This is a genomic window from Pseudovibrio sp. Ad37 (assembly GCF_001623075.1).
GTDB lineage: Bacteria > Pseudomonadota > Alphaproteobacteria > Rhizobiales > Stappiaceae > Pseudovibrio.
Window position 1 is genome coordinate 1 of sequence record NZ_LMCF01000064.1, and the last position, 23,176, is coordinate 23,176.

The 23,176-nt window shown below is 50.1% G+C and carries 21 protein-coding genes; 9 read left to right on the top strand and 12 right to left on the bottom strand.

Annotation, left to right across the window (positions count from 1 at the left end; genetic code table 11):
- Positions 1-110 precede the first annotated feature (110 nt).
- From PsAD37_RS11410 to PsAD37_RS11425, 4 genes are all read right to left on the bottom strand, one after another.
- A complete protein-coding gene (locus PsAD37_RS11410; protein ID WP_063296251.1) occupies positions 111-809 on the bottom strand; it encodes an ion transporter in 699 nt (232 codons plus the stop codon).
- 150 nt (positions 810-959) lie between these two features.
- Positions 960-1,811 (bottom strand): SDR family NAD(P)-dependent oxidoreductase, encoded by an 852-nt coding sequence (locus PsAD37_RS11415; protein WP_063296252.1) that lies wholly within the window; start codon positions 1,809-1,811, stop codon positions 960-962.
- Between the two features lie 304 nt (positions 1,812-2,115).
- Positions 2,116-4,281, bottom strand: a complete 2,166-nt coding sequence (gene scpA, locus PsAD37_RS11420; protein WP_063296253.1) for a methylmalonyl-CoA mutase — start codon at positions 4,279-4,281, stop codon at positions 2,116-2,118.
- On the bottom strand, positions 4,281-6,275 hold the full coding sequence (locus tag PsAD37_RS11425) for a methylmalonyl-CoA mutase family protein (RefSeq protein WP_208991833.1): 1,995 nt from the start codon (positions 6,273-6,275) through the stop codon (positions 4,281-4,283). The genes scpA and PsAD37_RS11425 overlap by 1 nt, the downstream gene beginning before the upstream one ends.
- 747 nt (positions 6,276-7,022) lie before the next feature.
- Here PsAD37_RS11425 and PsAD37_RS29125 point away from each other — a divergent pair.
- Entirely contained in the window at positions 7,023-7,724 is a 702-nt protein-coding gene (locus tag PsAD37_RS29125) for a LuxR C-terminal-related transcriptional regulator (protein WP_057465853.1), read from the top strand.
- A 120-nt stretch (positions 7,725-7,844) separates the two neighbouring features.
- Here PsAD37_RS29125 and PsAD37_RS11435 read toward each other — a convergent pair whose 3' ends face one another.
- On the bottom strand, positions 7,845-8,234 hold the full coding sequence (locus PsAD37_RS11435; RefSeq protein ID WP_082827141.1) for a DUF2780 domain-containing protein: 390 nt from the start codon (positions 8,232-8,234) through the stop codon (positions 7,845-7,847).
- 379 nt (positions 8,235-8,613) lie between these two features.
- Here PsAD37_RS11435 and PsAD37_RS11440 point away from each other — a divergent pair, with 379 nt between their 5' ends.
- Positions 8,614-10,002 (top strand): dipeptidase, encoded by a 1,389-nt coding sequence (locus PsAD37_RS11440; RefSeq protein WP_063296255.1) that lies wholly within the window; start codon positions 8,614-8,616, stop codon positions 10,000-10,002.
- A gap of 97 nt (positions 10,003-10,099) precedes the next feature.
- Positions 10,100-10,681 carry a TIGR00730 family Rossman fold protein gene (locus tag PsAD37_RS11445; protein ID WP_063296256.1) on the top strand — a complete coding sequence of 194 codons (582 nt, stop codon included), beginning with the start codon at positions 10,100-10,102 and terminating at the stop codon, positions 10,679-10,681.
- Between the two features lie 75 nt (positions 10,682-10,756).
- On the opposite strand, the gene PsAD37_RS11450 is transcribed toward PsAD37_RS11445, so the two are convergent.
- Together PsAD37_RS11450 and PsAD37_RS11455 are read right to left on the bottom strand one after the other, a co-directional pair.
- The gene (locus tag PsAD37_RS11450; protein ID WP_208991834.1) at positions 10,757-11,620 is read right to left on the bottom strand and encodes a DMT family transporter; all 864 of its coding nucleotides are present in this window, start codon (positions 11,618-11,620) and stop codon (positions 10,757-10,759) included.
- A gap of 231 nt (positions 11,621-11,851) precedes the next feature.
- Positions 11,852-12,514 (bottom strand): haloacid dehalogenase type II, encoded by a 663-nt coding sequence (locus PsAD37_RS11455; protein ID WP_063296258.1) that lies wholly within the window; start codon positions 12,512-12,514, stop codon positions 11,852-11,854.
- A 566-nt stretch (positions 12,515-13,080) separates the two neighbouring features.
- Between PsAD37_RS11455 and PsAD37_RS11460 the strand changes: the two genes are divergently transcribed.
- The gene (locus PsAD37_RS11460) at positions 13,081-13,950 is read left to right on the top strand and encodes a branched-chain amino acid aminotransferase (RefSeq protein WP_063296259.1); all 870 of its coding nucleotides are present in this window, start codon (positions 13,081-13,083) and stop codon (positions 13,948-13,950) included.
- Positions 13,951-13,996: 46 nt separating this feature from the next.
- Here the strand turns inward: PsAD37_RS11460 and PsAD37_RS11465 are convergent, their stop codons facing one another.
- The gene (locus tag PsAD37_RS11465) at positions 13,997-15,211 is read right to left on the bottom strand and encodes a YbfB/YjiJ family MFS transporter (protein ID WP_063296260.1); all 1,215 of its coding nucleotides are present in this window, start codon (positions 15,209-15,211) and stop codon (positions 13,997-13,999) included.
- Between the two features lie 236 nt (positions 15,212-15,447).
- Between PsAD37_RS11465 and PsAD37_RS11470 the strand changes: the two genes are divergently transcribed.
- The 5 genes from PsAD37_RS11470 (at position 15,448) to PsAD37_RS11490 (ending at position 19,279) form a co-directional block, all read left to right on the top strand.
- Entirely contained in the window at positions 15,448-16,047 is a 600-nt protein-coding gene (locus PsAD37_RS11470) for a superoxide dismutase (protein ID WP_063296261.1), read from the top strand.
- Positions 16,048-16,188: 141 nt separating this feature from the next.
- Complete coding sequence (locus tag PsAD37_RS11475; RefSeq protein WP_057465861.1) at positions 16,189-16,797, top strand: TetR/AcrR family transcriptional regulator; 609 nt, start codon at positions 16,189-16,191, stop codon at positions 16,795-16,797.
- On the top strand, positions 16,772-17,077 hold the full coding sequence (locus PsAD37_RS11480) for a hypothetical protein (RefSeq protein WP_063296262.1): 306 nt from the start codon (positions 16,772-16,774) through the stop codon (positions 17,075-17,077). The genes PsAD37_RS11475 and PsAD37_RS11480 overlap by 26 nt, the downstream gene beginning before the upstream one ends.
- Positions 17,064-18,224 carry an aromatic ring-hydroxylating dioxygenase subunit alpha gene (locus tag PsAD37_RS11485; protein WP_084407730.1) on the top strand — a complete coding sequence of 387 codons (1,161 nt, stop codon included), beginning with the start codon at positions 17,064-17,066 and terminating at the stop codon, positions 18,222-18,224. Before PsAD37_RS11480 ends, PsAD37_RS11485 begins: the two co-directional genes overlap by 14 nt.
- Positions 18,221-19,279, top strand: coding sequence for a ferredoxin--NADP reductase (locus tag PsAD37_RS11490; RefSeq protein ID WP_063296277.1), 1,059 nt, complete (start codon positions 18,221-18,223; stop codon positions 19,277-19,279). Before PsAD37_RS11485 ends, PsAD37_RS11490 begins: the two co-directional genes overlap by 4 nt.
- A 1-nt stretch (position 19,280) precedes the next feature.
- Here PsAD37_RS11490 and PsAD37_RS11495 read toward each other — a convergent pair whose 3' ends face one another.
- The 4 genes from PsAD37_RS11495 to msrB all read right to left on the bottom strand — a co-directional run bounded on the left by PsAD37_RS11495 (position 19,281) and on the right by msrB (position 23,094).
- Positions 19,281-19,664, bottom strand: a complete 384-nt coding sequence (locus PsAD37_RS11495; protein WP_057465863.1) for a hypothetical protein — start codon at positions 19,662-19,664, stop codon at positions 19,281-19,283.
- A 49-nt stretch (positions 19,665-19,713) separates the two neighbouring features.
- Positions 19,714-20,079: a hypothetical protein gene (locus PsAD37_RS28730; protein WP_208991835.1), complete on the bottom strand. Its 366-nt coding sequence runs from the start codon at positions 20,077-20,079 to the stop codon at positions 19,714-19,716.
- A gap of 218 nt (positions 20,080-20,297) precedes the next feature.
- The gene (locus tag PsAD37_RS11505) at positions 20,298-22,391 is read right to left on the bottom strand and encodes a S9 family peptidase (RefSeq protein ID WP_063296263.1); all 2,094 of its coding nucleotides are present in this window, start codon (positions 22,389-22,391) and stop codon (positions 20,298-20,300) included.
- Positions 22,392-22,686: 295 nt separating this feature from the next.
- Positions 22,687-23,094: a peptide-methionine (R)-S-oxide reductase MsrB gene (gene msrB, locus PsAD37_RS11510; RefSeq protein ID WP_063296264.1), complete on the bottom strand. Its 408-nt coding sequence runs from the start codon at positions 23,092-23,094 to the stop codon at positions 22,687-22,689.
- Positions 23,095-23,176 lie beyond the last annotated feature (82 nt).

Consider the following 23,176-nt stretch of genomic DNA (forward strand, 5'->3'; position numbering starts at 1 on the left):
GCCCCATCAGAACTTCAACCTGCCGTAACTTCACAACAATATCTTCAGGTTTGGGGCGCTTGATAGCCATCTATGGTCCTCCGGTTTCCTAACTATAGGCGTGGACCACTTCAAAGGGGGAGGCTCAGAGCCTCTAGAGCCTGTAAATCCTTAGTGTCCGTCTCATTGTTCTCATTGATAAAAAGATTAGCAACGATTGTACCTGTCAAAGAGGCAAACATACCAACGCCAACGGTCATCAAAAAAGCTGCGATCACGCGACCTACGGGGGAGACAGGAAAGAAATCTCCATAGCCTGCTGTTGTGATGGTAACGAAGGCCCACCAGATAGCATTTCTCAGGGTGAGAATATTTGCGCCTTCTGCGTTTTTCTCTACCTGAAGAACAGCAATTGCGGCAAGGATGACAATCAGGATGGAACTGATGAATACAAGAGTGAGAACGCTGTTTGTTCTCTTATTATAGATGTACCGTACAATGGTATGGGAAGCACGAATTGCGCGAATTATTCTGAAGAGCCTGATTACACGTCCGTATCGTAGAGGGTCTACCAATGGGATGCTCGAAACGAGGTCGATCCAGCCCCATTTCATAAAGTCAACTTTCCGTTCTGCTTTTATGAAGCGGATAAGAAAATCAATAAAGAAGATTCCGCAAATTGCAGTATCTGCGTAAATCAGAAGGGTAATGGTTTCTGCATCAAGGTGCATTGCATCCTGGATAAGAAGCGCAGCAATGACATAAATTGAGAGGATGACAATAAACAAATCAAAAAGATGAGGTGCCGTTTGCAAAGAACGTTGGTTCATTACAGAAAATACCTAAAGTTAATTTTGAACGCTATTCCATCGGGATTGAAAAAAACAATCCGATAGATTTGATGCTGATACTTCCTACTCAACACAATGACTTATGCAATTAATAGTTGCTGGTGTCTACAATGCACTTGCTAGCAAAGACTACCTGATCTTCCCAGATTTTTGAAAACTGGCAAACTTCTCGCTGTAGTCTGGATGCCAACGTGAAAGAGCAGGGCGATTTTCGATAATATCGCCAGCTGCCCAGGCAATCCGCAGCTTGTCGGTGTTGGAGTCCACAGCGTTGTCCGGGCACAGAATGTAAAAGTTACCTTCCGCCATACGCTGAAGGAAGTAGTCGACTGTTTGCTCGCTGGTCCACGCATCCGTAGGCTTCTCTGGATACTGGACCATGTTTATGCCCGTGTGAGTAAAGCCCGGTACAAAGAGATGCACTGAGATAGGCGCATTCGCCTCTCTGAGCTCATGGCTGAGTTGCTCACTAATGACTTTGATACCTGCCTTGGTCGTGTTGTAGGCAGGATTGCCGGGAGGGGTTGTGATCCCTTGCTTTGAGCCCGTGTTGACCACAACGGCCGATCGGTTTGCGTCCACCATGCGCGGCAAGAAAGCATGAACGCCGTGGATTACACCAAACAGGTTTACCGAGATGAGCTTCCGCCAATTCTCCATCTCACCCCAGCTTGAAGATGGAATTTCAATCCCGGCATTGTTCATAAGAACGGCCACATCACCAGCCTCAAAGGCTTTGTCGGCCAACGTTTTCACCTGGTTCTCATCAGAGACATCCGTAGGAACACCAAACACGCTCGCAGAACTGGAAGCAACCGCGCGAACGTCTTTTACAGCTTGCTCTAGTTGCGGTCCGGGCAGATCTGCCAGAACCACGCCTAACCCCTGTTGGGCGAACCGAAGGGCAGATGCTTTGCCGACACCACTCGCTGCACCGATAACGACCGCTAAACCACCGAGTTCAAGAGCTTCTTTAAACATTGTTATTCGCCTGATGACTGGAAGTTCTATTATGGAAGGAGACCTGCTCTTTCTACCCCACCTGTATGAGCTTTATTCATTAAGGGTTCATTGCAGCACAGATCGCACGCATCTGAGAGCCAGTCTGTCACGACCATCTGGCGCAGCAGGAGATATCTAATCTTGGTGGAGGTGTTCGGGTAAAGCTGACTTGCCATCCGCCGATATAGTCCAGCGAAGGTAAAGAGCATGAAGGCGAGAACAAAAGTCTCGCCTTCATGCTGGGTTAAAAGCAGTCCTCAACTAAGGAAGTGCCGATCGGTTATCACTCAGCCGCTTTTTGCGGCTCGTAGCCAAGCTTACCGTTGAGTTCGTGGATGAGGCCTTCAGCAGCCTCGGAGATCACAGTCCCTGGAGGGAAGATCGCGGATGCGCCAGACGCATAGAGCTCATCATAATCTTGAGGAGGCACAACGCCGCCTACAACGATCATGATGTCTTCGCGGTCTTCATCAGCCAGTGCCTTTTTCAGAGCGGGTACAAGGGTGAGGTGACCCGCGGCAAGGGAGGAAACGCCAACGATATGCACGTCGTTTTCAACCGCCTGACGGGCAGCTTCCTCAGGTGTGGCGAACAATGGTCCGATGTCCACGTCAAAGCCAAGGTCAGCAAAAGCGGAGGCGATCACCTTCTGCCCACGGTCATGACCATCCTGCCCCATTTTAGCAACAAGAATACGCGGGCGGCGACCGTCGTTTTCTTCAAACGCCTCAACCAGTTGCTCAATTCTGGAGATGCTCTCAGACATTTCACCAACCTCGCGCTTATAAACGCCAGCAATGGACTTGATTTCAGCTTTGTGGCGGCCAAACGCGTTTTCCATTGCCAAAGACATTTCGCCAACAGATGCCTTCACACGAGCGGCTTTCACGCAAAGGTCCAGCAGGTTACCTTCACCAGAGCGTGCTGCGTCTTCAAGTGCTTTAAGCGCTGCCTGAGTATCCTCTTCGTTGCGCTCTTCGCGCAAACGATTCAGCTTCTCAATCTGCTTGGCACGAACCTCTTCGTTGTCCACTTTCAGAACTTCAAGTTCTTCTTCGCGATCAGGGCGGAACTTGTTCACGCCAACAACAGTCTGATGACCACTGTCGATACGCGCTTGTGTCTTTGCAGCGGCTTCCTCAATGCGAAGCTTCGGAATGCCTTTCTCAATGGCTTTCGCCATGCCGCCAAGGCTTTCAATCTCTTCGATATGCTTCAAGGCTTTCGCAGCCAGATCAGCGGTCAATCGCTCCACGTAATAAGAACCACCCCATGGATCGATGGTTTTGGTGGTGCCGCTCTCCTGCTGCAGGAACAGCTGAGTATTACGGGCGATGCGGGCAGAGAAGTCAGTCGGCAACGCCAACGCTTCATCCAGAGCGTTGGTATGCAGAGACTGTGTATGCCCCTGTGTCGCCGCCATTGCCTCAACAGTCGTACGGATAACGTTGTTGAATACATCCTGCGCCGTCAAAGACCAGCCAGAGGTCTGGGAGTGTGTTCGCAGCGACAAACTCTTTGGGTTCTTTGGCTGGAAGTTCTCCTGCATCAGCTTCGCCCAGATCAGGCGCGCAGCGCGCAGTTTGGCAACTTCCATGAAGAAGTTCATACCAATCGCCCAGAAGAAGGACAGGCGCGGAGCAAAGGCATCAATATCCATGCCTGCAGCCACACCAGCGCGGGCATACTCAATGCCATCTGCAATGGTAAAAGCCAGCTCCAGATCAGCCGTCGCCCCCGCTTCCTGCATATGATAACCGGAAATGGAGATCGAGTTGAACTTCGGCATATTTTCCGATGTATATGCAAAAATGTCGGAGATGATGCGCATGGAAGGTACAGGCGGATAGATATAGGTATTCCGCACCATGAACTCTTTCAGAATGTCATTCTGAATGGTCCCGGAAAGTTTTTCAGAAGGGACACCTTGCTCTTCAGCAGCCACCACATAAAGCGCCATAACGGGCAAAACCGCACCGTTCATGGTCATGGACACACTCATCTTGTCCAGTGGAATGCCGGAGAAGAGCGTGCGCATGTCGTAGATGGAGTCAATTGCAACACCCGCCATACCCACATCACCAGCAACACGTGGGTGATCACTGTCATAACCGCGGTGCGTTGCCAGATCGAACGCGATGGAAAGACCTTTTTGCCCAGCCGCCAGATTGCGACGATAAAAGGCGTTGGAATCTTCCGCAGTCGAGAACCCGGCATACTGGCGCACCGTCCATGGTTGCTGCACATACATGGTTGGGTATGGCCCGCGCATATACGGCGGCAGACCCGGCCATGTGTTCAGGTGTGTCAGGCCATCAAGATCCTGAGGCCCATAGGCAGGCTTAACAGCAATACCTTCCGGCGTGTTCCATGTGGCTTGCGCGTCAGTGGAGGCAGACACGGCGCAGTCTTTGTAATCAATCTGGGTGTAGTCAGGAAACAAGCTCATCAAATTGCCTCCACTTCATCAGCCAGCGAAACGCCAACCACTTCAAAACATGTCTTCAGTTCAGCAAGCATATCACAGCCTTGGTATATGGTCCCATCAAGGCCATTCTCGGTCAGTTCAGGAAGAAGGTCCTTCGGACGCCCGGCCAGCGTAATGCGTTTCGCCCCAGCTGCTTTCAGTTGTTTCAAAACGGCCACAGCCTGCTCTTCATAAACCTTGTCAGAGGAGCACAAACACACAACCTTGACATCGCTGATGCGGAAACAGGAGATCATGTCATCAAGGCTGTCAAATTGCTTGCCACCACCACTGACAAACCCGCCAGTTGCATAAAAGTTGCTGGCAAACGTTGCGCGGGCTGTATGCTGAGCAACCGGCCCAAGCGTTGCCAAAAAGACTTTCGGCGGGTTGCCCTGAGTTTCCTGGAAGGCCTCGGCTTTGTCGCGGAGACTCTCAAATGGTGCAGCCAGACGAGACAGCTTCAGAGCCTGACAATCATTATCGCCCAGTTGTTTACGGCTGGCCTGAATGTCAACAAGACCAGCGCCCTCGGTCAGGGCTTTGGCAACAGCCTCAATCAACTGCCCGTCTGCGCTTGGCTCTGGCAAATCCATGCGTGTTGCAATCTCACCAATCTGGTCAGCATCTGCTTTCAGCACGTCAACATCAAGCTCGCCCAGATTCGGGAAAGCGCTTGTGCCAGTCAGTGGATGACGACCCGTCGCGACCAACTTGTCCTCTTCACGTCTGGCCGTCGTAACATCAGAATAGATCACGCCAGACGCCAGTGCTCCAAGCACGCCGCCTTCCTTCTCTATCTTCTGGAAGTACAACCATGCCGCATTGGCAAGGTCCTCAGTGCGTTCTTCAACCAAACCACTCCCGGCTGCAGGATCACTGACCTGCGCCAGATTGCTTTCTTCAATTAAAATAAGCTGGGTGTTTCGGGCTATGCGCCGCGCAAATGCATTCGGCAAACCAAGAGGGCTTGTGAAGGGAAGAACGCTCACACTGTCAGCACCACCAATCCCGGCTGCAAATGCAGCAACTGTGGTGCGCAGCATATTTACCCAAGGATCGCGCTTGGTCATCATACGCCAGCAGGTTTCCATATGAAGATGGAGCGGCAGGGATGGCAACTGAGCAGCATTTAGCAAACGAGACCAGAGCTGGCGCATCGCACGCGCTTTGATGATGGTGCCGAACTGGTCAGCACTCGCACTTAGGCAGGCCGATACATGTCTTGGAAGATCCTCGGCAGACACACCGCCTTTTTCCAGCGTGCGCATATAATAGAGCAGGCTGGACAGGACGAGGCCGAGCTCTTGAACGCTGTTAGCGCCTGCATCGTGGTAGCAACGCCCATCGCTACGCAAAAGGCTGCCCTGAAGGCCGTTGTTGCGGGCGTATCCCGCAAGATCCTGAGCACGCAGTTCAAGCCGCTCAAAGGAATTACGAACCCGCCCGGAGTTGACAAACACACTCAACGGATCGGAGATACCATGAACCGTCAGCTGGTTTGGCTCGATACCCAGACGCTTGCAGGCTTCAATGAGAAGCGCAAGTGTTGCGCTGCCCTCATAGCCACATTCAAGGCGAAAATCGATCAGGTCAGGTTGTACACCGTCAAGGAGGCTCAGCATATCGTCTATACGCTGAACACTCAGCCCACCACTCAGAACACGTGGGGAGGCGGGAAGAACCAGCTCAATGCTGTCAGCGCCTCCTTCAAGGTCTTCGAGCATCTGGGCGTTGGCCTCGGAAATGATGGGATGATCACTTCGCTGAACGATCTTCCAAGGGTGAGAGCACTCCCTCAATTGCAATGGAGCACTGTCCGTGCGCCCTTGGTATAATGGCTTGTTCTCAAGGCCACCGGCAATTGGTGTGTTTAAGGCATCCAGTGCCGCGCCTTTGAGGGCACGCAGAGCAGATGCTTCCCAGTCGCTGTGCGTCGCTTCTAGGAAATTGCTTGGAAAATCAATGTTTTGCATGTCCATCCCATGTCCTTCTGATAACTTTATACGAAGGAACCTTTGATGGTTTCAAGCTATGCGTTAGGACGAGATTGGAAAACAACTGCCTCAAACACTGCGTAAATTGCAGAACTACTGATGTGACAATGGTTAGATAGTTTTCGCATTAGCTTAATTTATCCTAAACTTGTCGCAATTGACCCTAGGGCATGTAACGCTGTTACTATTGCCGAGAGCTAAGCAGTAGTTTCGTACTCTTACTATAGATATTTCGGAGTTTCTGCGAAATAGCTCCTAGTTAAACTGTTGGGGTAATGAGTTTCTGGGGCAACAGTGGGGCCACTATTTACAAGTACTCTGAATACTTGGAGGTCAGTTGATCTACCTCCGAAAATGAGAATGACGGTATTGCCGAGATTGCTGTAATAACAAGTGGTCTAAGAGTAATGCAAAATACAAGAGATGGTTACATCTTGTAGAAGCGAGGCAACTCAAAGAATTGCCAGCAAACTACAAAATACAGCGATTAACAGGCGTGCAATTTATTTTCTGAGCATGAGATACGGCAACTGTCATAACTCCGCGATGATGCAGTCCTGCGCTGAATAACCATTCAAAATGAAGAGTTTTCGAATTTACCTGCGCAAACCATCGGTTTGCGAAAGTTAGTTGGCATGCCTTCGGTATGTCAGGTGGGCAAGTGCGTCTTCAATCCAGCAGCACACGAGCGAGTGCCGAGCGGATAGAAACGGGAAGGCAGGGCAAATGAACGATACTTCAGATATCGAAGCAAAGGTAAAAGCGATTTCAGAAGCACGGGCAGCGAAACCGGTTCTGGATATTGTGGAGTCCTATTTAAGGCGATTGGGTGCGTCCCATATCCTGATCACAGGTCTACCTATGCCAAACAGAACAATTGACAGTTTGGTTCATAGGTTTAGGTGGCCTGATGAAAGAAACGGCGGAGTCGAGCGGACAACGCTGAGTGCTGGTGACAGTGCGTTGATGTTGGGATTATCCGGCAATCGCCCGGTGGTCTGGTCCGTATCCAGCACGGACACTGGCAACTCCGAGCTCTTTGCAGCAATTGGTGAAGGTGCACGGGTCATGGTGATCCCGGTAGATGCTCTTCATCCGTTCCAGGCAATGGTGGTTGGTGCAGGGCATCAGATCGCCGCTGAACCTTATGATCTGGCATCGCTGGAAATTGTATGCTCGGCAGCATTCCGGCGCTTGTTTGAGCTGGGCGTGATCTCTGATCAAAGACCGGGAGATTTGTCAGCACGTGAACGTCGTGTTCTGGAACTGACCGCGCTGGGCAAGACGGCCCATGAGATTGCGGAACTTCTGGAGATTTCACAAAGAACGGTTCATGCACACCTGCAAAACGCAAGTGCCAAGCTCAATGCATCAAATAAGACCCACACTGTGGTTGAAGCATTGCGCTACGGACAGATCAAAATCTGACTAAAACGTTCTCTCAGTACTGGTGAAAAGCAGGCTCATTTTAAATGCGTCTGCTTTTTGCGTGAGCGGATTATTTGGAGAGGCGCTGACCTGAGTTACACCACGAAAGTCTCAAGGCATCTATGTTATTTCTGCAAGTCCGGGTACACGAGCAACGATTTCATCTGTCATTTCTGGACCGACTTTTTCGCGAGTATATTGAACGGTTTCTTTCGCAACCTGCTGAATTTCTTCAACCGAGAGCCCAAGACTGGTCATCTCATTCAAGGCAGCCAATACGCCAACACTGGCATTCATTTTACTGGCAAGACCGCCCAGAAGCCCCTTGTTCTCAGTGGTTTCATCAATAGCAAGAAACCCCTCGGCAGCAGGGAAGGCCTCCAGCAAAGCTTCGACTTCTTCTTTACTGCTGTTTTTGGCAATGAAGTTCAGCATGATCCCAACAGCAGGTTGAGCCTTTGCAGGATCCAGCCCGGTTCTTTCGGTAATGCGATCAACAAGTACGTGCATTGTAATCTCCTGTCCCCTAATGAATCTAATATAGTGATCATCGGGCGCAATGTTAGAGACAACGGAACAGGCGCAGGGCAACTCTGTGTTACCATCCCTTAAAAATCAGGCCTGGTCTCGTGTGTTTCCTTCAAATTCCGCATCGCATGGCCTCTTATGTGCCTTCGTTGTACAAAGTATCGCTCACGCACCTTAAAAGAGTTTAACCGACCTGTTTAAACAGTGCATCGGAATTACAAGTGGTTACCAAGGCAAAGCCGTAGCTTTGACTTCGAAAATTATGTTAGAGCTTCTAACAGCCTCATATCTACGCAGTGACCTGCGTCCTATCCCATCCTACAGGTGATAAACACGAGCCTGCACTACAAAGGAATGAACCATGTCGAATCTCGACAAAGTCCTTGATCGTATTGACCAAAATCTGGATCAAAGTCTCGATCGGTTGTTTGACCTCCTGCGCATCAAAAGCATTTCTACGGACCCTGAATATAAGGGTGATTGCCGTGAAGCAGCGGAGTGGATGGCTAGAGAACTGACAGCAATTGGCATTCCTTCAGAGATCAGAGACACCACTGGCCACCCAATGGTTGTTGGTCATCGTGTTGCTGATGGAAAGCCGGGTCCACACGTTCTGTTTTATGGTCACTACGACGTGCAGCCAGTTGATCCGATTGAACTTTGGAATGCTGATCCGTTTGACCCGCAGGTTGTTACCCGTGAAGACGGCTCCAAAATGATCGTTGCACGTGGTGCAAACGATGACAAAGGCCAGTTGATGACCTTTGTTGAAGCTGTCCGTGCCTGGGTTGAAGAATCTGGTGATGTTCCGATCAATATCTCCGTGCTGTTGGAAGGTGAAGAAGAAAGCGGGTCTCCGTCTCTTCAACCGTTCCTGGATGCAAACAAAGAAGAACTGTCTAAGGATCTGGCACTCGTCTGCGATACATCCATGTGGGACAAAGACACCCCTGCAATTTCCGTCATGCTGCGTGGTTTGGTTGGTGAAGAAATCACTCTGAAAGGCCCAAGCAAAGACCTTCATTCCGGCATGTATGGAGGGGCAGCTCGTAATCCGCTTCACGTTCTTTCTGATATGGTCGCTAGTCTGCGTGACGAAAACGGGCGCATCACGCTTCCTGGCTTCTACGATGGCGTTTTGGAACTGCCAGAAGATGTCAAGAAAATGTGGGATAATCTCGGCTTTTCTACTGAGGAGTTTCTTGGTGGCATCGGCCTCAAAGATCTTGGGGGCGAGAAAGATCGCTCTGGTCTGGAGCAGATCTGGGCACGCCCAACCTGTGAAGTAAACGGCTTGTGGGGTGGGTATACCGGTGCGGGCTTCAAAACAGTTATCCCTGCAGAAGCACATGCAAAAATCTCCTTCCGTCTGGTGGGCGATCAGGATCCTGAGAAAATCAGAGAAGCATTCCACTCTTACCTCAAGTCCAAAACGCCAGCTGACTTTGAGTTGGAACTGCATCCTCATGGTGGCGATCGTGCGCTGCGCATGGACTTTGATGCACCAGCCCTGGCCAAAGGCCGCGCTGCGCTCACTGCTGAGTGGGACAAGCCAGCGGCTTTGGTTGGCTGCGGTGGTTCCATTCCGATTGTTGGCAGCTTCAAGCGTACACTCGACATGGACAGCCTGCTGATCGGCTTCGGTCTGGATGAAGACCAGATCCATTCACCAAACGAAAAGTACGAGCTGAAGAGCTTCCACAAAGGCATCCGTTCCTGGGCGCGTGTTCTGGAAGAGCTGGCGAAGTAATCAGCCATTGAAAATTTCTGGCTCTGGACTGTTTAGTTTAGAGCCAGCATCTTTGAATTGAAGTTGTATTTTGGGCTTAGCCGACTGGAGAATTGAAATGGCATCTATCTGCGTGTTTTGCGGATCATCAATCGGGAAACGTCCGGAATATGAAGCTGCTGCCCGCGTTTTGGGCACCGAAATTGCAAAGCGCGGCAATCGCCTCGTTTATGGTGGTGCTGAAGTTGGATTGATGGGTGTCGTTGCAAATGCAGCGTTGGAAGCCGGTGGCGAAGTCGTTGGTGTCTTGCCAGAAGCACTTGCAGCAAAAGAACTGGCACACAGATCTCTGACGGATCTCCACATTGTCGGCTCTATGCACGAGCGTAAAGCGATGATGGCTGATCTGTCTGATGCGTTTGTGGCACTGCCAGGCGGCATAGGCACCATGGAAGAGCTCTTTGAGGTTTGGACATGGGGACAGCTCGGCTACCACAACAAGCCATGCGGTCTATACAACGCAAACGGTTTTTACGGGCGCATGCTGGCATTTCTGGACTTCATGGAAGAAGAAGCGTTCATGAAGAAAACACACCGTGAGATGCTGTTGGTTGGTGAGAATCCGACCCAGCTGCTGGATCAAATTGAAAACTATCAGGCGCCGATCGGCCATAAGTGGATCACGCGCGCTGAAACTTGATGGTTTGACACTCTGCAGGACTGAATATCACTTGATTAAAGCATGATACGCAAATGAAAATGAGCGCAGCATGCTCTAGTCCTGCAGATACCGTGGAAGGCGAGAAGGTTCGTTTGTCAGGTAAAGCGCAGCCAGCAAAAAGACGAAGCCAACGGCCTGCCCAATACCTAAAGGTTCAGCAAAAACCCAATACCCTGTCAGGATCGCCAGTCCGAACTCAATGAAGCCGGTGGTATAGGCCGTTTTCCTGCCTGACTTGTCAGAACTTCCATAGGCAAGCAAAAGCTGCGGCAACAATCCTGCAATCAGTGCCAGCCCTAGAATTGGCAGGGTACTCGGCATGGAACCTTCACCATGCCACACCTTGAGTTCGACAAGAGCAAAAGGAACTGCTGTCAAAACTGCCCCGGCAAAAATACAGGCGGCAATGGACAAAGAAGGCAGGTAACTCGGCGTTTTACGGCTAACCATCTGCAAACCGCCATAGCACAATGGCCCAATCAATCCGATTGCAACTGCAATAAAATCCACATCAGGCAGAGGTGTTGAGGCAATGATGATCAGCAGTGCGCCAAACACCAGTCCAAGCGTGAGCTTGTCACTGCTTCTCAATTTTTCGCCGCCAAGAGCTCTCAGTATCACCAGAAGCGCAGGATAGGAGAAGAACAGACTAGCTGCCAGATAGATCGGTAGCATGCTCAGAGCAAAAAAATAGCTCCATGCCCCAAGCCCCATAATCATACCAAACAGCACATAATGTCGGCTGCTTGGGCCGGATTTAAGCGCTTGTGGCAGGTAGGGAGCAAGCAACACGGCTGGCAGAATGTAACGCAAGAGAACTGCGGCGCCAGGTGAGATGCCGGCGGCAAAGCCAATCTTTGCAAAATACGGGATGCTTCCGAAGCAGACGGCGCCCAAACCCAATGCAACCAGGCTCACAAGCTTGTGGCCTTTGCCTCCACTTTTAAATCCATGAAACATGAAGTCTAAGTAACGCCGATTGCTTCTACTCTGAAATAGGTTCTGGCCTCAAAGCCGCCACAAATATGAAACCTGCACGGGCTAAGAGCAAGTTTATTCGCTGAGCCAGCTGAGTTTGAGCTCAGATGGCCACAGAAAATAGGCCTGTAATGAGGTTTATGCCAATTCAGGGTCAGGTGCACTCAAGGTTCAACCCAACGCAGGAAGCCCACTCAGGTCTTTCAAAACAGCAGATGGCGCCAGGTCTGCATATTCATCTGGCATCTGAGAGCGATTAATCCAGACCGTCCGCATACCGTACTTTGTTGCACCTGCAATGTCCCAGCGGTTACTGGACTGGAATGAAATCGCTTCGGGATACATACGGAAATGAGTTGTCACAAGATCATAAACATCTGGATGTGGCTTGTAGGTTTGCACCGGATCAACCGAGAAGACCTCGTCAAAGGAATCCGTGATACCAGCGTTCTTGAGGGCACCATCCATCATCTTCATAGGAGCGTTTGACAGGATCGCGAGCTTGGAACCACGTTCACGCAGATCTTTCAGAAGCTGAGGAACTTCCGGATAGCAATCCAGCTCCCAGTAAGCGGCCAACAGCTCATCGCGTGCGCTTTTGTTTGCTTCTGGTACAAGCGCAAATGCAGTGTCCAGAGCCTGAACTGTCAGCTCCCAGAAATCTACATACTGCCCCATAAGAGAACGAACCCAGGAGTATTCCAGTTGCTTCTCACGCCAGATGGATGAGAGCTTTTTGCCTTCAGGACCCACAGCACCCATGTGTTTTCTAGCGGCAGCATGCACGTCAAAAAGAGTTCCATAGGCATCAAAAATATAAACTGAGTGGCTCATCTCTGCTCTCCGGCTTTGCACCAAGCGTCAAGATTGGCAAATTCCAATACCTCTAAGAAAGCGATGTCATGCGTGTTCGTCAAGGCATGGTAAATACGTGCCCCCTATGCTTTGGGCGCAAAAATTTAACAATTGCTCCATGAAAACAACATTTCACTCCAAAATTGCTCATACACGCACAAAACACGGCCAGAATCTTTAGCCAGCTCTCACGAAGGTTGCGGCAATCTCAAAAGTCCTCAAAACACGATTGCGTTAAAACTGTGCAAAAGAACAAAGAAGAGGCGTCAGGCCTGAAAACTACACGCAAGTCACAAGCCGCAATCTAATTGCGTTTTCTCACTATTTATTCGCGTGCAGTGACATTTAATTGCGCTTAAGAGCTAAAATAACTGCGGGATATAACTTTGAGCACGTTTGTGTTGGGCGTGATGACCGCACCTTGATGCTTTATCTTCTTTGTCGAGAGTATGGTTGACCCCATTTGAATTCTCAGGTCGACTGACAATAGATAATTGGGCGGGGCCTTTCAGGCTCATAAGCCGACTTTTGAGGAGAGATTAATTATGGCCGAAATGTCGAAGACTCGGACATGGGTTGAAGGCAAATGGTACGAGGGCAATCCGCCACTGATCGGTCCGCGTACGCATTCTTTTTGGTTGGGTTCGAACGTATTTGATGGTGCCCGTGGATTTGAAGGCGTTATGCCTGACCTTGACTTGCATTGTGAACGTCTGAACCGGTCTGCCGTAAACCTTGGTATGAAACCAACCATGCGCTTTGAAGAGATGGTTGAACTCGCGACAGAAGGCATGACCAAGTTTGAAGCGGACGAAGCAGTTTACATCCGTCCGATGTACTGGGCTGAACACGATGGTCCTGGCGTTATTGACGGTGATCCGGAATCTACTCGTTTCTGCATGTGCCTGTTTGAAGCTCCAATGCCGCCCAAAGGTGCTTCCAACAGCCTGACATTGTCTCCATTCCGCCGGCCAACAATGGAATCCATGCCAGTGAATGCGAAGGCTGGCTGCTTGTACCCAAACAATGCGCGGGCATCGCGTGAAGCAAAGTCCCGTGGCTTTGACAATGCAATCATGCTGGATGCTCTGGGCAATGTTGCAGAGCTGACCTCAGCCAACATCTTCATGGTCAAGGATGGTGAGGTGCTCACCCCTTACTGGAATGGCACCTTCCTGAATGGCATCACCCGCCAGCGCATTATCAAACTGCTCAGTAGCGCTGGTTATAACGTGCATGAAACAACGCTGACCTTTAAGGATTTTCTTGAGGCTGATGAGATCTTCTCAACCGGTAACTACGGCAAGGTGGTTCCAGTCCACAAACTGGAAGACCGCACAATGGACCATGGTCCTGTTGCTGCCAAAGCAAGAGAACTCTATTGGGAGTTTGCACACGCCAAAGTGCCTGCATAAGCTCAGGAACTAGCAAATTATGGAGGGAGGCCGTTGCCTCCCTTTTTTATGCCGGTGTGAAACGCTTGATCGTGAGTAACGCGGCAAGAATGAGAGCACCAGCAGCGACAAGTGAGGCCAGCAAAAAGTCGCCGTTCAGCTCATAGAGGTAACCGGCAAAGCTCGGGCCAAACATCTGGCCTAAACCAAAGGCAGCGGTCATCAGGCCGACAATCTGGCGAGGGTTAGAACTTGCAAGACGGCGCGCCTCAACAAGCCCAATCGATGTAATGCCAACAAACGTCCCACCCAACAGGATTGCAGCTGCTGAAAGCCCGGCGATAGTCGGTGTCAGAACACTCAAAGCGACACCAATGGCTTCCAGTGTGCAGGCGACTGCAATTGCACGGCCATACCCGATACGAACTGCCAGCTTCTCCCAAAAGAAGACGGAAGGGATGATCGCAAGTCCAACCAGCAGCCAGCCAAGGGATTTCATTGGTGCGAGCTCAGGCGTCGAACTAGCCAATGCGCCGAGGAATGTGGCGGTGATGACGTAACCAAAACCGAAGCAGCCGTAAGCAAAGATCAAGCGCCACGCGCTCAGGTTCAGTGGCTTGGTTGTAGTCTCTGCTTGGATGGCATGAGAAGTTGATCGAGGATGAAGCTCTTTTCGTGGAGGCAAAAGAAACGGCACGGACAACGAAAGCAGAAGACTGAGCGCACCGCTTGCGATCCAAAGCTGTGATGAACTTTCTAAGCTTGTGCCGAGCCATTCAATCATAAGGGACGAACCTGCAATGCCGATACCAACTCCAGTGAAATGGATCGGAAAGAGATGAAGGCTACGGGTCTCAGCCAGCCGTTGCATGACAATATTTGCGACCAAAACAAATGCATAAGCGCTTGCCAGCCCAGCTAGAAAGCGAATGACAACGAACCAGTAAGCGCCAAGACTAAACGCCATGAAAAAGGTGACTACAGTGCTCGTGATCAATGCGATCATGAAGATACGATAGGGACCGCCGGGCAGGGGAGCGCGAGCTGCCAGCAGTGCTCCGAGCAGATAACCAAGATAATTGGAGGAGGCGACAAATCCTGCGTTGACTTCATTCAAAGTTCCGTCCTGCAACATGAACGGCAGAACCGGAGTATAGACAAATCTTCCGATACCCATGACTGCAGCCATAGCAAGGCAGCCACCCACCGCAGAAAGGACTGCAAACTGGTCTTTTTCGGTCGTAGTGGATGTTTTCATGAGTTTTTCGGAGGCATCTGACACAAATTGATTCCTTACAAGCCGCAGAATACAGCCAATAATGTGACCTCACAGCTCCTGTAATTTCCAACTTAGAAGTTCTACTTACAAAAAAACAAGAAAAATATTTGCAAATTATGCTCTTCACCCGTTGCTCATACGGAAAAACATCACTATTTTGCACCATGAGTTGCAGCGCTGCTCGGTTGTAAAACTGAAAAGTTCTGCGCCCAAAATTTCCTTTCCCATGGAGGTATACCATGTCTTTTGCTCTTGAAGACCTGCCATACGCATACGACGCTCTGGCCCCTTATATGTCTGCTGAAACTCTCGAGTTCCACCATGACAAGCACCATATGGCTTATGTAACCAACGGCAACAAGCTGCTCGAAGGTTCTGGTCTTGAAGGCAAAAGCCTTGAAGAGATCGTCAAGGAAAGCTACGGCACCAATGCAGGCCTGTTCAACAACGCTGGTCAGCACCTTAACCACCTGCACTTCTGGAAATGGATGAAGCCAAATGGCGGCGGTTCTTCTCTGCCGGGCGTTCTGGCTAAGAAGTTTGACGAAGACCTCGGTGGTTTCGACAAGTTCCGCGCTGACTTCATCAACGCTGGTGTAACCCAGTTCGGTTCCGGTTGGGCATGGCTGGCTATTAAAGGCGGCAAGCTCGTGGTGATGAAAACACCTAACGGTGAAAACCCAATCGTACACGGCGCAACCCCAATTCTTGGCTGCGACGTATGGGAACATTCCTACTACATCGACTACCGCAACGCGCGTCCTAAGTACCTGGAAGCGTTCGTTGATAACCTGATCAACTGGGAATACGTGGAAGAGCTGTACTCTGCAGCTGTTTAATCCCAAAGACAGATTATAATCAAGGCGGCCTCGTGCCGCCTTTTTTGTCTCGATGGCTTTGATTTTTTAAGTTGTCACTATTGACAGTTAATTATTTGAAGCCTATCTCTACTCGTGTCCGATGAGTGAAAGCACATACCCATGCCGCGTCCTAGTGTTCAATCCGCCAGACTAAATGAAATTGTTGAAGCTGCTGCGAAATGCGTTGCTCAATATGGTTTGGAAGGCGTGACGCTGGAACGCATTGCTGAAGAAACCGGACTGAAACGACCGCTTATCAGGCACCATGCCGGTAATCGGGAAGAGATAATAAACGCTGTTGTAACCCATGTTCTGTCAGGCTTTGGTGAGTTGACGACAATGTTCGCAAACGCATTGCCAGCAAAACGTGGTTCCTACACTGCCGTTGATCATCTGTTTGATGATCACGGCCACTCTGATCCAGCTGAGATGATGGTGTTCCAATCCATTGTTGCAGCAGCAGACAGGTTTCCTGCTGAGGCAAAAGCTCTTCTAAAATGGGTTGGTGATTTTACAGCAGTTGTCGTCGAGGCAATTAAACGAGACTTTCCTGAAGTGGAGAGTGAAGCCGCCGAAACCGTTGCCCATGGCATCGTGGCACTCTACTTCAACGTTGATTCCTTGGCTCCCCTCAAGCCGCCACACGCGTGGAGGCGTTATGCAAAAAATGCAGCATTGCTGCTGCTGAGGTCCTTGGAAGATAATGCAGGTACTCAAAGAGCTCCTTAGAAAGATAATCAGCTACGGCAAGTGGCGAACCATTTTTGCTCTGATCCTGATTGCTGCCTCGCTTTACTACGGCTGGCAGTGGGTCTGGGGTGCGCTTTTCCTCCTCTGGACAGTTAGAGCGTGGCGGAGTCAATCCGTCTATGTTGTCGAAACTCTCACTCGCGGTGATAACCCGTTCCTGTTCTGGATCACAATCATCCTGTGGGCGACGCTTTCGCTCTATCTCATCCTCGCAGATCTAATAATGAAGCTAGGAGGCGTTCCCTATGTCTACTCATAGCAACGGTATGCCCGTTCTCCCCAAAGAGGCCTACACCTCACAAGAATGGTTTGATCGAGAGCAGGCCGAAATCTTCTCCAAAACCTGGTCACTGGCAGGCTTTCAGGAGGACATCACTGAACCTGGCCAGTACATTTCCGTTCAGGCTGGTTTGAACAATATCTTTATCGTAATGGGTCGTGATCATCGCTTGCGTGCGTTTCACAACATCTGCCGCCACAGAGGCACCCAGCTTTTGCGAGCTGAAGGCAAGACGCAAAAGGCGATCACATGCCCATACCATGATTGGACTTATGACCTTAAAGGCAACCTGATTTCTGTCCCGGAACAAGAAAAAGAGTTTCCCGGTATCGATTTGTCTTGCAATGGTTTGAAAAAGGCGTCTGTCGATATTTGGCGCGGAATGCTCTGGGTTCACCCAGATGAAAATGCTCCATCAATCATAAATTGGTTTGGAGAGGTAGAGCCATACCTTGCGCCATATGATCCAGCTGGATTGATTGAGACGGAAGAGGGCTACTCAAAGCACGAAATCAAGGCCAATTGGAAGATTATCGTCGAGAACTACATCGACGGGTATCATCTGTCACACCTGCATTCTCATACGCTCAACATGTATGACCACTCAAAGATTGAGTGTGAGTTCATCGGCCCACACTTCGCCTTCTGGGAGCCCCTTGCAGACTTCTATGCAGCTGAAGTGGAAAAGGTCACACCAATGCCACTCATTCCGGGCATCCCGAAAGACAAGATGGGAGCCTGGGTGCCAATGTTGTTTCCGGGGATTGGATTGGGTGAATCTGAGAATTCATGGTCCACCTTCCATATAACGCCAATCGCCCCGGACAGATCCATGGTTGAGATACGGACCCGTGTGGCAAATGAATCCACTTGGGCCTTCACAAAAGCGGCCATGGCATCAGCCTCCCTCTGGGATAAGCATCTGGGTGCCAAATTCAACGCAGGCCCGAAAGTGGATCCGATGTCGTCTGGTGACTTTATGCAGGAAGATATCTACGCCTGCGAACAGCAGCAGAAGTCCCTGCAGAGTCCTTTCTTTGAACACGGCCCGTCCTCCAAACACGGCGAAAAGCCCGTTCGCGATCATCAGCGTGTCGTGGCTGAATGGGTGGAGCGCAAACCGTGAGAAATATTGTTTATTCGCTAAGGGTTTCAGAGATTATCACTGAAACAAAGCACGCGAAAACCATCCGATTTGACGTCCCTGCAGAGCTGAAGGAAGAGTTTTTCTGGAAGCCAGGACAACACATCACGATTGAGCTGGATGTAAACGGCGAGAGAGTGCGTCGTCCCTTCACTATTTCAGCGACCCCCAGTCACGGTAACGCGTTACAGATCACGGTCAAATCCAATCCAGATGGCATTGTCTCCAAGTTCCTCTGCACAAAGGTGAAGGTAGGTCATCAGCTAAATGTGATGCCACCCTTCGGAGGTTTCACGCTTGAGCCTTTAAAAGACCGGCAAAGAACGCTCTACTTCTTTGCCGGTGGCAGCGGAATTACGCCGGCTGTCGCAATGATTGAAGCTGCATTGGAAAGAGAACCACGTTCAAAACTGTTTTTGCTCTATGCGAACCGGACAGCTGATGACATCATCTTTAAGGAACAATTGGAGCTGTTGGCAGAGCGCTTCCCGTCTCAGTTGGAAGTCAGGCATATTCTATCCAAACCATCCTTGTGGTCTATGTTCTCACCATGGAAATCTGGCCGGATAACCAAAGATGTGGCCTTGGAGTATTTGTCTGAATGCCGACCGGTTGCTCAGGATACGCAATACTTTATTTGCGGTCCCGGTACTATGAACGCAGATGTGCGCGAGGCTCTTCGAAACTGCGATGTTCCGACAGATCGTATCCATGCGGAGAGTTTTGGCGGGAACCTTGATATGCCAAAAGACGTGGCCAGCGTGCCAGCTCTGCTGAAGCTCGACTATTACGGCGAGGCCATTGAGCTGGAAGTTGCAAAAGGGCAGTCGATTATGAATGCTGTCCGGGCAGCGGGCTTGGAGCCACCTTATTCCTGCCAGTCAGGAATCTGCGGAACATGCCGGGCGCAGATCAAGAGCGGTGCGGTGAACATGAAGGCCAGAATGGCTTTGGAAGACTCTGAAGTCGCCAAAGGGGCAATTCTGACCTGCCAATCTTATGCAAAAACTGCAGAACTATCGATCAGCTTTAAATAGGTCAAGATCCGAACAATTTGGCGAAGAAGCCTTTTTCATATCCAAGCTGGCAACGGGATGTGATGATCTGGTCTAAGACACCGTTCATCAGATAGAGGAATGCTTCGCACTCGCTCTGAGTTGTGAAGCAAGCCTCGGTTGAGACGTTATAGGGCTGATTATCACTCAAAACGCGCCCACCAACATTTGCTTGCCAGATATTGGACGCGCCATGTTCAGCAGTCGCAATGGAACAATCATACTGAGTGCCTTTCACGCGCGGCATGATTGGCCCTGTACGAGGTATCAGTTGTCGTTCCAGATAATTGGTGCTTGGTGGTTGACTGCAGCTGACCAGAAACAGAGACGCCGCTGCAAAGCAGGCGAGTGGGGCAATTGTCTTCATTTAATCAACGCTTTCGGGCCTTATCGGCCTCTTCTGTCAAAAGTGTATTTTAAAACCAGCCAAAAAGTCCTTTGTAATACCCATGCTGGCAACTGGCACTGCGCGTAAGCTCCAAATACCCACGCATGAAATTCAGATAAGCCTGACACTTCTTCATTGTCCGAAAACAGGCAACGCTGGAGATATTGCGGCTGGGATCGCTGAAGTACCCGGTCACAAACGCCTGATAAACATTCTCCGCCCCGTCCTCTTTCACCCTGATCCGACAATCATACTGCGACCCATAAATCCGCGGCGCCGACCGCAAGTCTTTCGGGATCAGATGATTGAACGGATAAAGCTTATTGTTGACCTGAGCGACTGTAGACGCAGGAAGCATAAAGATAAGAAGCAAGATAACCAGAATGGCACGCACAGGATGTTCCAGACTTTTTTGTTGTTTATGTCTTTAACATTGAGCGCCAAGAGGAGTTAAAGCTCCTCATTCGACCAAATAATCTTAGTCCTATGTTGGTTCCAGTATTCTTAACGGAGTTTTTGAACTGAGAATAAGGTTAAGGCAAACTTGCAGCTATATTAATTAAAAAAGGCGCCCGTTTGAGGCGCCTTTTTACATCACTTGGTGAAGTTAGGTTAGGCCTTGCCGGTCTGCTTTAAGGCAAAGGCGTAGACCAAGGCGACCTCTTTCAAGCGATCGAAACGACCAGATGCGCCGCCGTGGCCGGCATCCATGTTGGTGCGCAGCATCACCAGGCTATCATTAGCCTTCTTCTCACGCAGTGTTGCAACCCACTTGGCAGGCTCCCAATAGGTAACGCGCGGATCAGTCAGGCCGCCAAGCGCGAAGATCGCTGGATAGTCTTTCGCTTCCACATTGTCGATGGGAGAATAGGAGGCGATATATCCATATGCGCTCTTATCGCGGATCGGATCACCCCATTCCGGCCATTCAATCGGGGTCAGCGGCAACGTATCGTCGAGCATGGTGGTTAGCACGTCCACAAATGGCACTTCAGCAATCATTGCAGCAAAAGCCTCAGGTGCCATGTTTGCACATGCACCCATCAGCATGCCACCGGCTGAGCCGCCGTGGGCAACGATCCTATCGTGAGAGGTGAAGCCCTCGCTAGCCAGGAACTTAGAGGCTGCGATGAAGTCATAAAAGGTGTTCTTCTTGAACTCACGACGCCCGTTCTTGTACCAGGCATAGCCTTTGTCTTTGCCACCACGAATGTGCGCAATCGCATAAACAAATCCGCGATCAACAAGCGACAGGGCATTGGTGGAGAAGCTGGCAGGAATTGAAAGGCCATAGGACCCATAACCGTAAAACAGGCAAGGAGCACTTCCATCCAGAACTGTCGAGCGTTTATAGAGCAGAGAAACCGGAACCAGTGTGCCATCATGTGAAGGAGCCATCAGGCGGCGCGTAATGTACTCAGAAGCATCGTGACCAGATGGCACTTCCTGCCGCTTGCGCAGCGCTCTATCGCGCGTAGCAAGGTCATAGTCATAAACCTCGCTTGGTGTTGTCATGGAAGAATACGTGAACCGGATGGTTGTGGTGTTATATTCAAACCCTGAGGCTATACCGAGGCTATAGGCTTCTTCATCAAATTCAATGCTGTGTGAAATACCATCGATGAAACGATGGACGACAATGCGTGGCAAGCCATCAACGCGCTCAAGCCACACCATATAATCCTTGTAAACATCGTGCGATAGGATCAGACGGCCAGGCTTATGAGCAATCAGATCAACCCAGTGCGACTTGCCCGGAAGAGCAAGCTGAGCGACGAGCGGTACGCTGACAATCTTGAAATCTTCAGCCTCGCCAGCGTTGGTCAGGATCAGCAGGCGGTCACCATTATCTTCAACGGAATACTCCACGCCAGTCTCACGCTTGGCAACCAACGTAGGGGCTGCCAAAGGTTCGTCTGCAGGAATAAGCCAAACCTCTGTGGTTTCATGGTCGCCTGAACCAACACAAATGAAGCGTCCGGATTGTGTTCTGCCAAGCCCAACAAAGAAGCTTGTATCCTGTTCTTCATAAACAAGAACGTCTTCAGACGGTGTTGTACCAAGCTTGTGGCGGAAGAGCTTGGAAGGGCGATGGTTTGCGTCTACCTGAACATAAAACAGATACTGACCATCCGTAGACCAAACGCCGCCTGCACCGGTGTCTGGTATGGTGTCTTCCAGATCCTGTCCTGTTGTCGTGTCACGCACTTTCAGTGTGTAGTACTCGGAGCCTTTGTCATCATAAGCCCAAGCCAGATACCTATGGTCATCGCTATGAGATGCACCGCCAAATTTGAAGTACGCTTTACCGTCAGCTTCAAGGTCGCCATCGACAAGAACGAAAGGATCGCTTCCATCACGCTTGCTGCGCACAAATTTGGGGTGTTGGCCACCTTCAACAAACTTCATCGCATAGGCGTACTCACCATCAGGAGAAGGAACTGAACTGTCGTCTTCTTTGATCCGACCTTTAAGCTCTGCAAAAAGTGCCTTTTGCAGCTCTTCAGTGTCTTCCATCTCGTTTTCGGTATAAGCATTTTCTGCTTCAAGGTAGGCACGGATCTCAGGATCAAGCAGAGTGGGGTCTCGCATTACCTCCTGCCAATTATCTGCGCGCAGCCAGGCATAAGGCTCGTTGCGAGTAAAACCATGATGGCTGGTTTCATGAGTGCGCATCTGCGCGCTTGGTGGAGCTGACTTTTTCATTATACCTGACTGAGTTTACGCTTATGATTTTGAAATCTGAATTCTATTCTTCAGCATTTTAATCGGGAACGAGCATAAAGCCAGTTCCCGATTAAAACTTATCCCTGAGAAGATATGCGCTGAATCGAAGGTATAAATTTGAACCTGAAGCTTTTTACACCGATAATTTTCATGCTCATATGTCTTTCGAAGAGAGCAGATAATATTATTTCAATGTAATTAGAGTTGTTCTTCCACAGCTTCAAAACGTCGCTCTTTTGCCTCGCGGTAACACCTATCTTGGATTTGATCAAAACTACGTGTCAGGTGTGAATGTCATCGAAGTACCATTCATGCAGTAGCGAAGTCCTGTTGGTGGTGGGCCGTCAGGGAAAACGTGTCCGAGATGTCCTCCACAACTTGCACAGCAAATCTCTGTGCGCACCATGCCAAGCGTAGCGTCTTTATGTTCTGTCACAGCATCGGGAGAGACCGCCTCAAAGAAACTTGGCCAGCCGCAACCTGCATCAAATTTTGTGTCTGATTTGAATAGCTTAGAGCCACATGCTGTGCAGCTGTAGGTGCCTGTTTCAAAGGTATTCCAATAAGGGCCTGTAAAGGCCCGTTCGGTACCTTTTTCCCTAAGGATACGATATTGCTCAGAGGTCAGTTGTTCCCGCCATTCCGACTCGGTCATGTCCTTAGGTGATTTTTTGTTAAACATGATAGAAATCCTTATTCACCGGGCTCAATGGTAGGGCCATGTTAAGTTTACCAAGACATAAACAAACAGCCAATGCCTATAA

Excerpts from the sequence above, each read along its gene's own strand:
- PsAD37_RS11495 (WP_057465863.1), bottom strand. The coding sequence starts at position 19,664 with ATGAAGACAATTGCCCCACTCGCCTGCTTTGCAGCGGCGTCTCTGTTT.
- PsAD37_RS11505 (WP_063296263.1), bottom strand. The coding sequence starts at position 22,391 with ATGAAAAAGTCAGCTCCACCAAGCGCGCAGATGCGCACTCATGAAACC.
- PsAD37_RS11485 (WP_084407730.1), top strand. The coding sequence starts at position 17,064 with ATGTCTACTCATAGCAACGGTATGCCCGTTCTCCCCAAAGAGGCCTAC.
- scpA (WP_063296253.1), bottom strand. The coding sequence starts at position 4,281 with ATGAGCTTGTTTCCTGACTACACCCAGATTGATTACAAAGACTGCGCC.
- PsAD37_RS11435 (WP_082827141.1), bottom strand. The coding sequence starts at position 8,234 with ATGCACGTACTTGTTGATCGCATTACCGAAAGAACCGGGCTGGATCCT.
- PsAD37_RS11410 (WP_063296251.1), bottom strand. The coding sequence starts at position 809 with ATGAACCAACGTTCTTTGCAAACGGCACCTCATCTTTTTGATTTGTTT.
- PsAD37_RS11455 (WP_063296258.1), bottom strand. The coding sequence starts at position 12,514 with ATGAGCCACTCAGTTTATATTTTTGATGCCTATGGAACTCTTTTTGAC.
- PsAD37_RS11415 (WP_063296252.1), bottom strand. The coding sequence starts at position 1,811 with ATGTTTAAAGAAGCTCTTGAACTCGGTGGTTTAGCGGTCGTTATCGGT.
- msrB (WP_063296264.1), bottom strand. The coding sequence starts at position 23,094 with ATGTTTAACAAAAAATCACCTAAGGACATGACCGAGTCGGAATGGCGG.
- PsAD37_RS29125 (WP_057465853.1), top strand. The coding sequence starts at position 7,023 with ATGAACGATACTTCAGATATCGAAGCAAAGGTAAAAGCGATTTCAGAA.
- PsAD37_RS11480 (WP_063296262.1), top strand. The coding sequence starts at position 16,772 with ATGCAGGTACTCAAAGAGCTCCTTAGAAAGATAATCAGCTACGGCAAG.
- PsAD37_RS11470 (WP_063296261.1), top strand. The coding sequence starts at position 15,448 with ATGTCTTTTGCTCTTGAAGACCTGCCATACGCATACGACGCTCTGGCC.
- PsAD37_RS11425 (WP_208991833.1), bottom strand. The coding sequence starts at position 6,275 with ATGCAAAACATTGATTTTCCAAGCAATTTCCTAGAAGCGACGCACAGC.
- PsAD37_RS11440 (WP_063296255.1), top strand. The coding sequence starts at position 8,614 with ATGTCGAATCTCGACAAAGTCCTTGATCGTATTGACCAAAATCTGGAT.
- PsAD37_RS11460 (WP_063296259.1), top strand. The coding sequence starts at position 13,081 with ATGGCCGAAATGTCGAAGACTCGGACATGGGTTGAAGGCAAATGGTAC.
- PsAD37_RS11475 (WP_057465861.1), top strand. The coding sequence starts at position 16,189 with ATGCCGCGTCCTAGTGTTCAATCCGCCAGACTAAATGAAATTGTTGAA.
- PsAD37_RS11445 (WP_063296256.1), top strand. The coding sequence starts at position 10,100 with ATGGCATCTATCTGCGTGTTTTGCGGATCATCAATCGGGAAACGTCCG.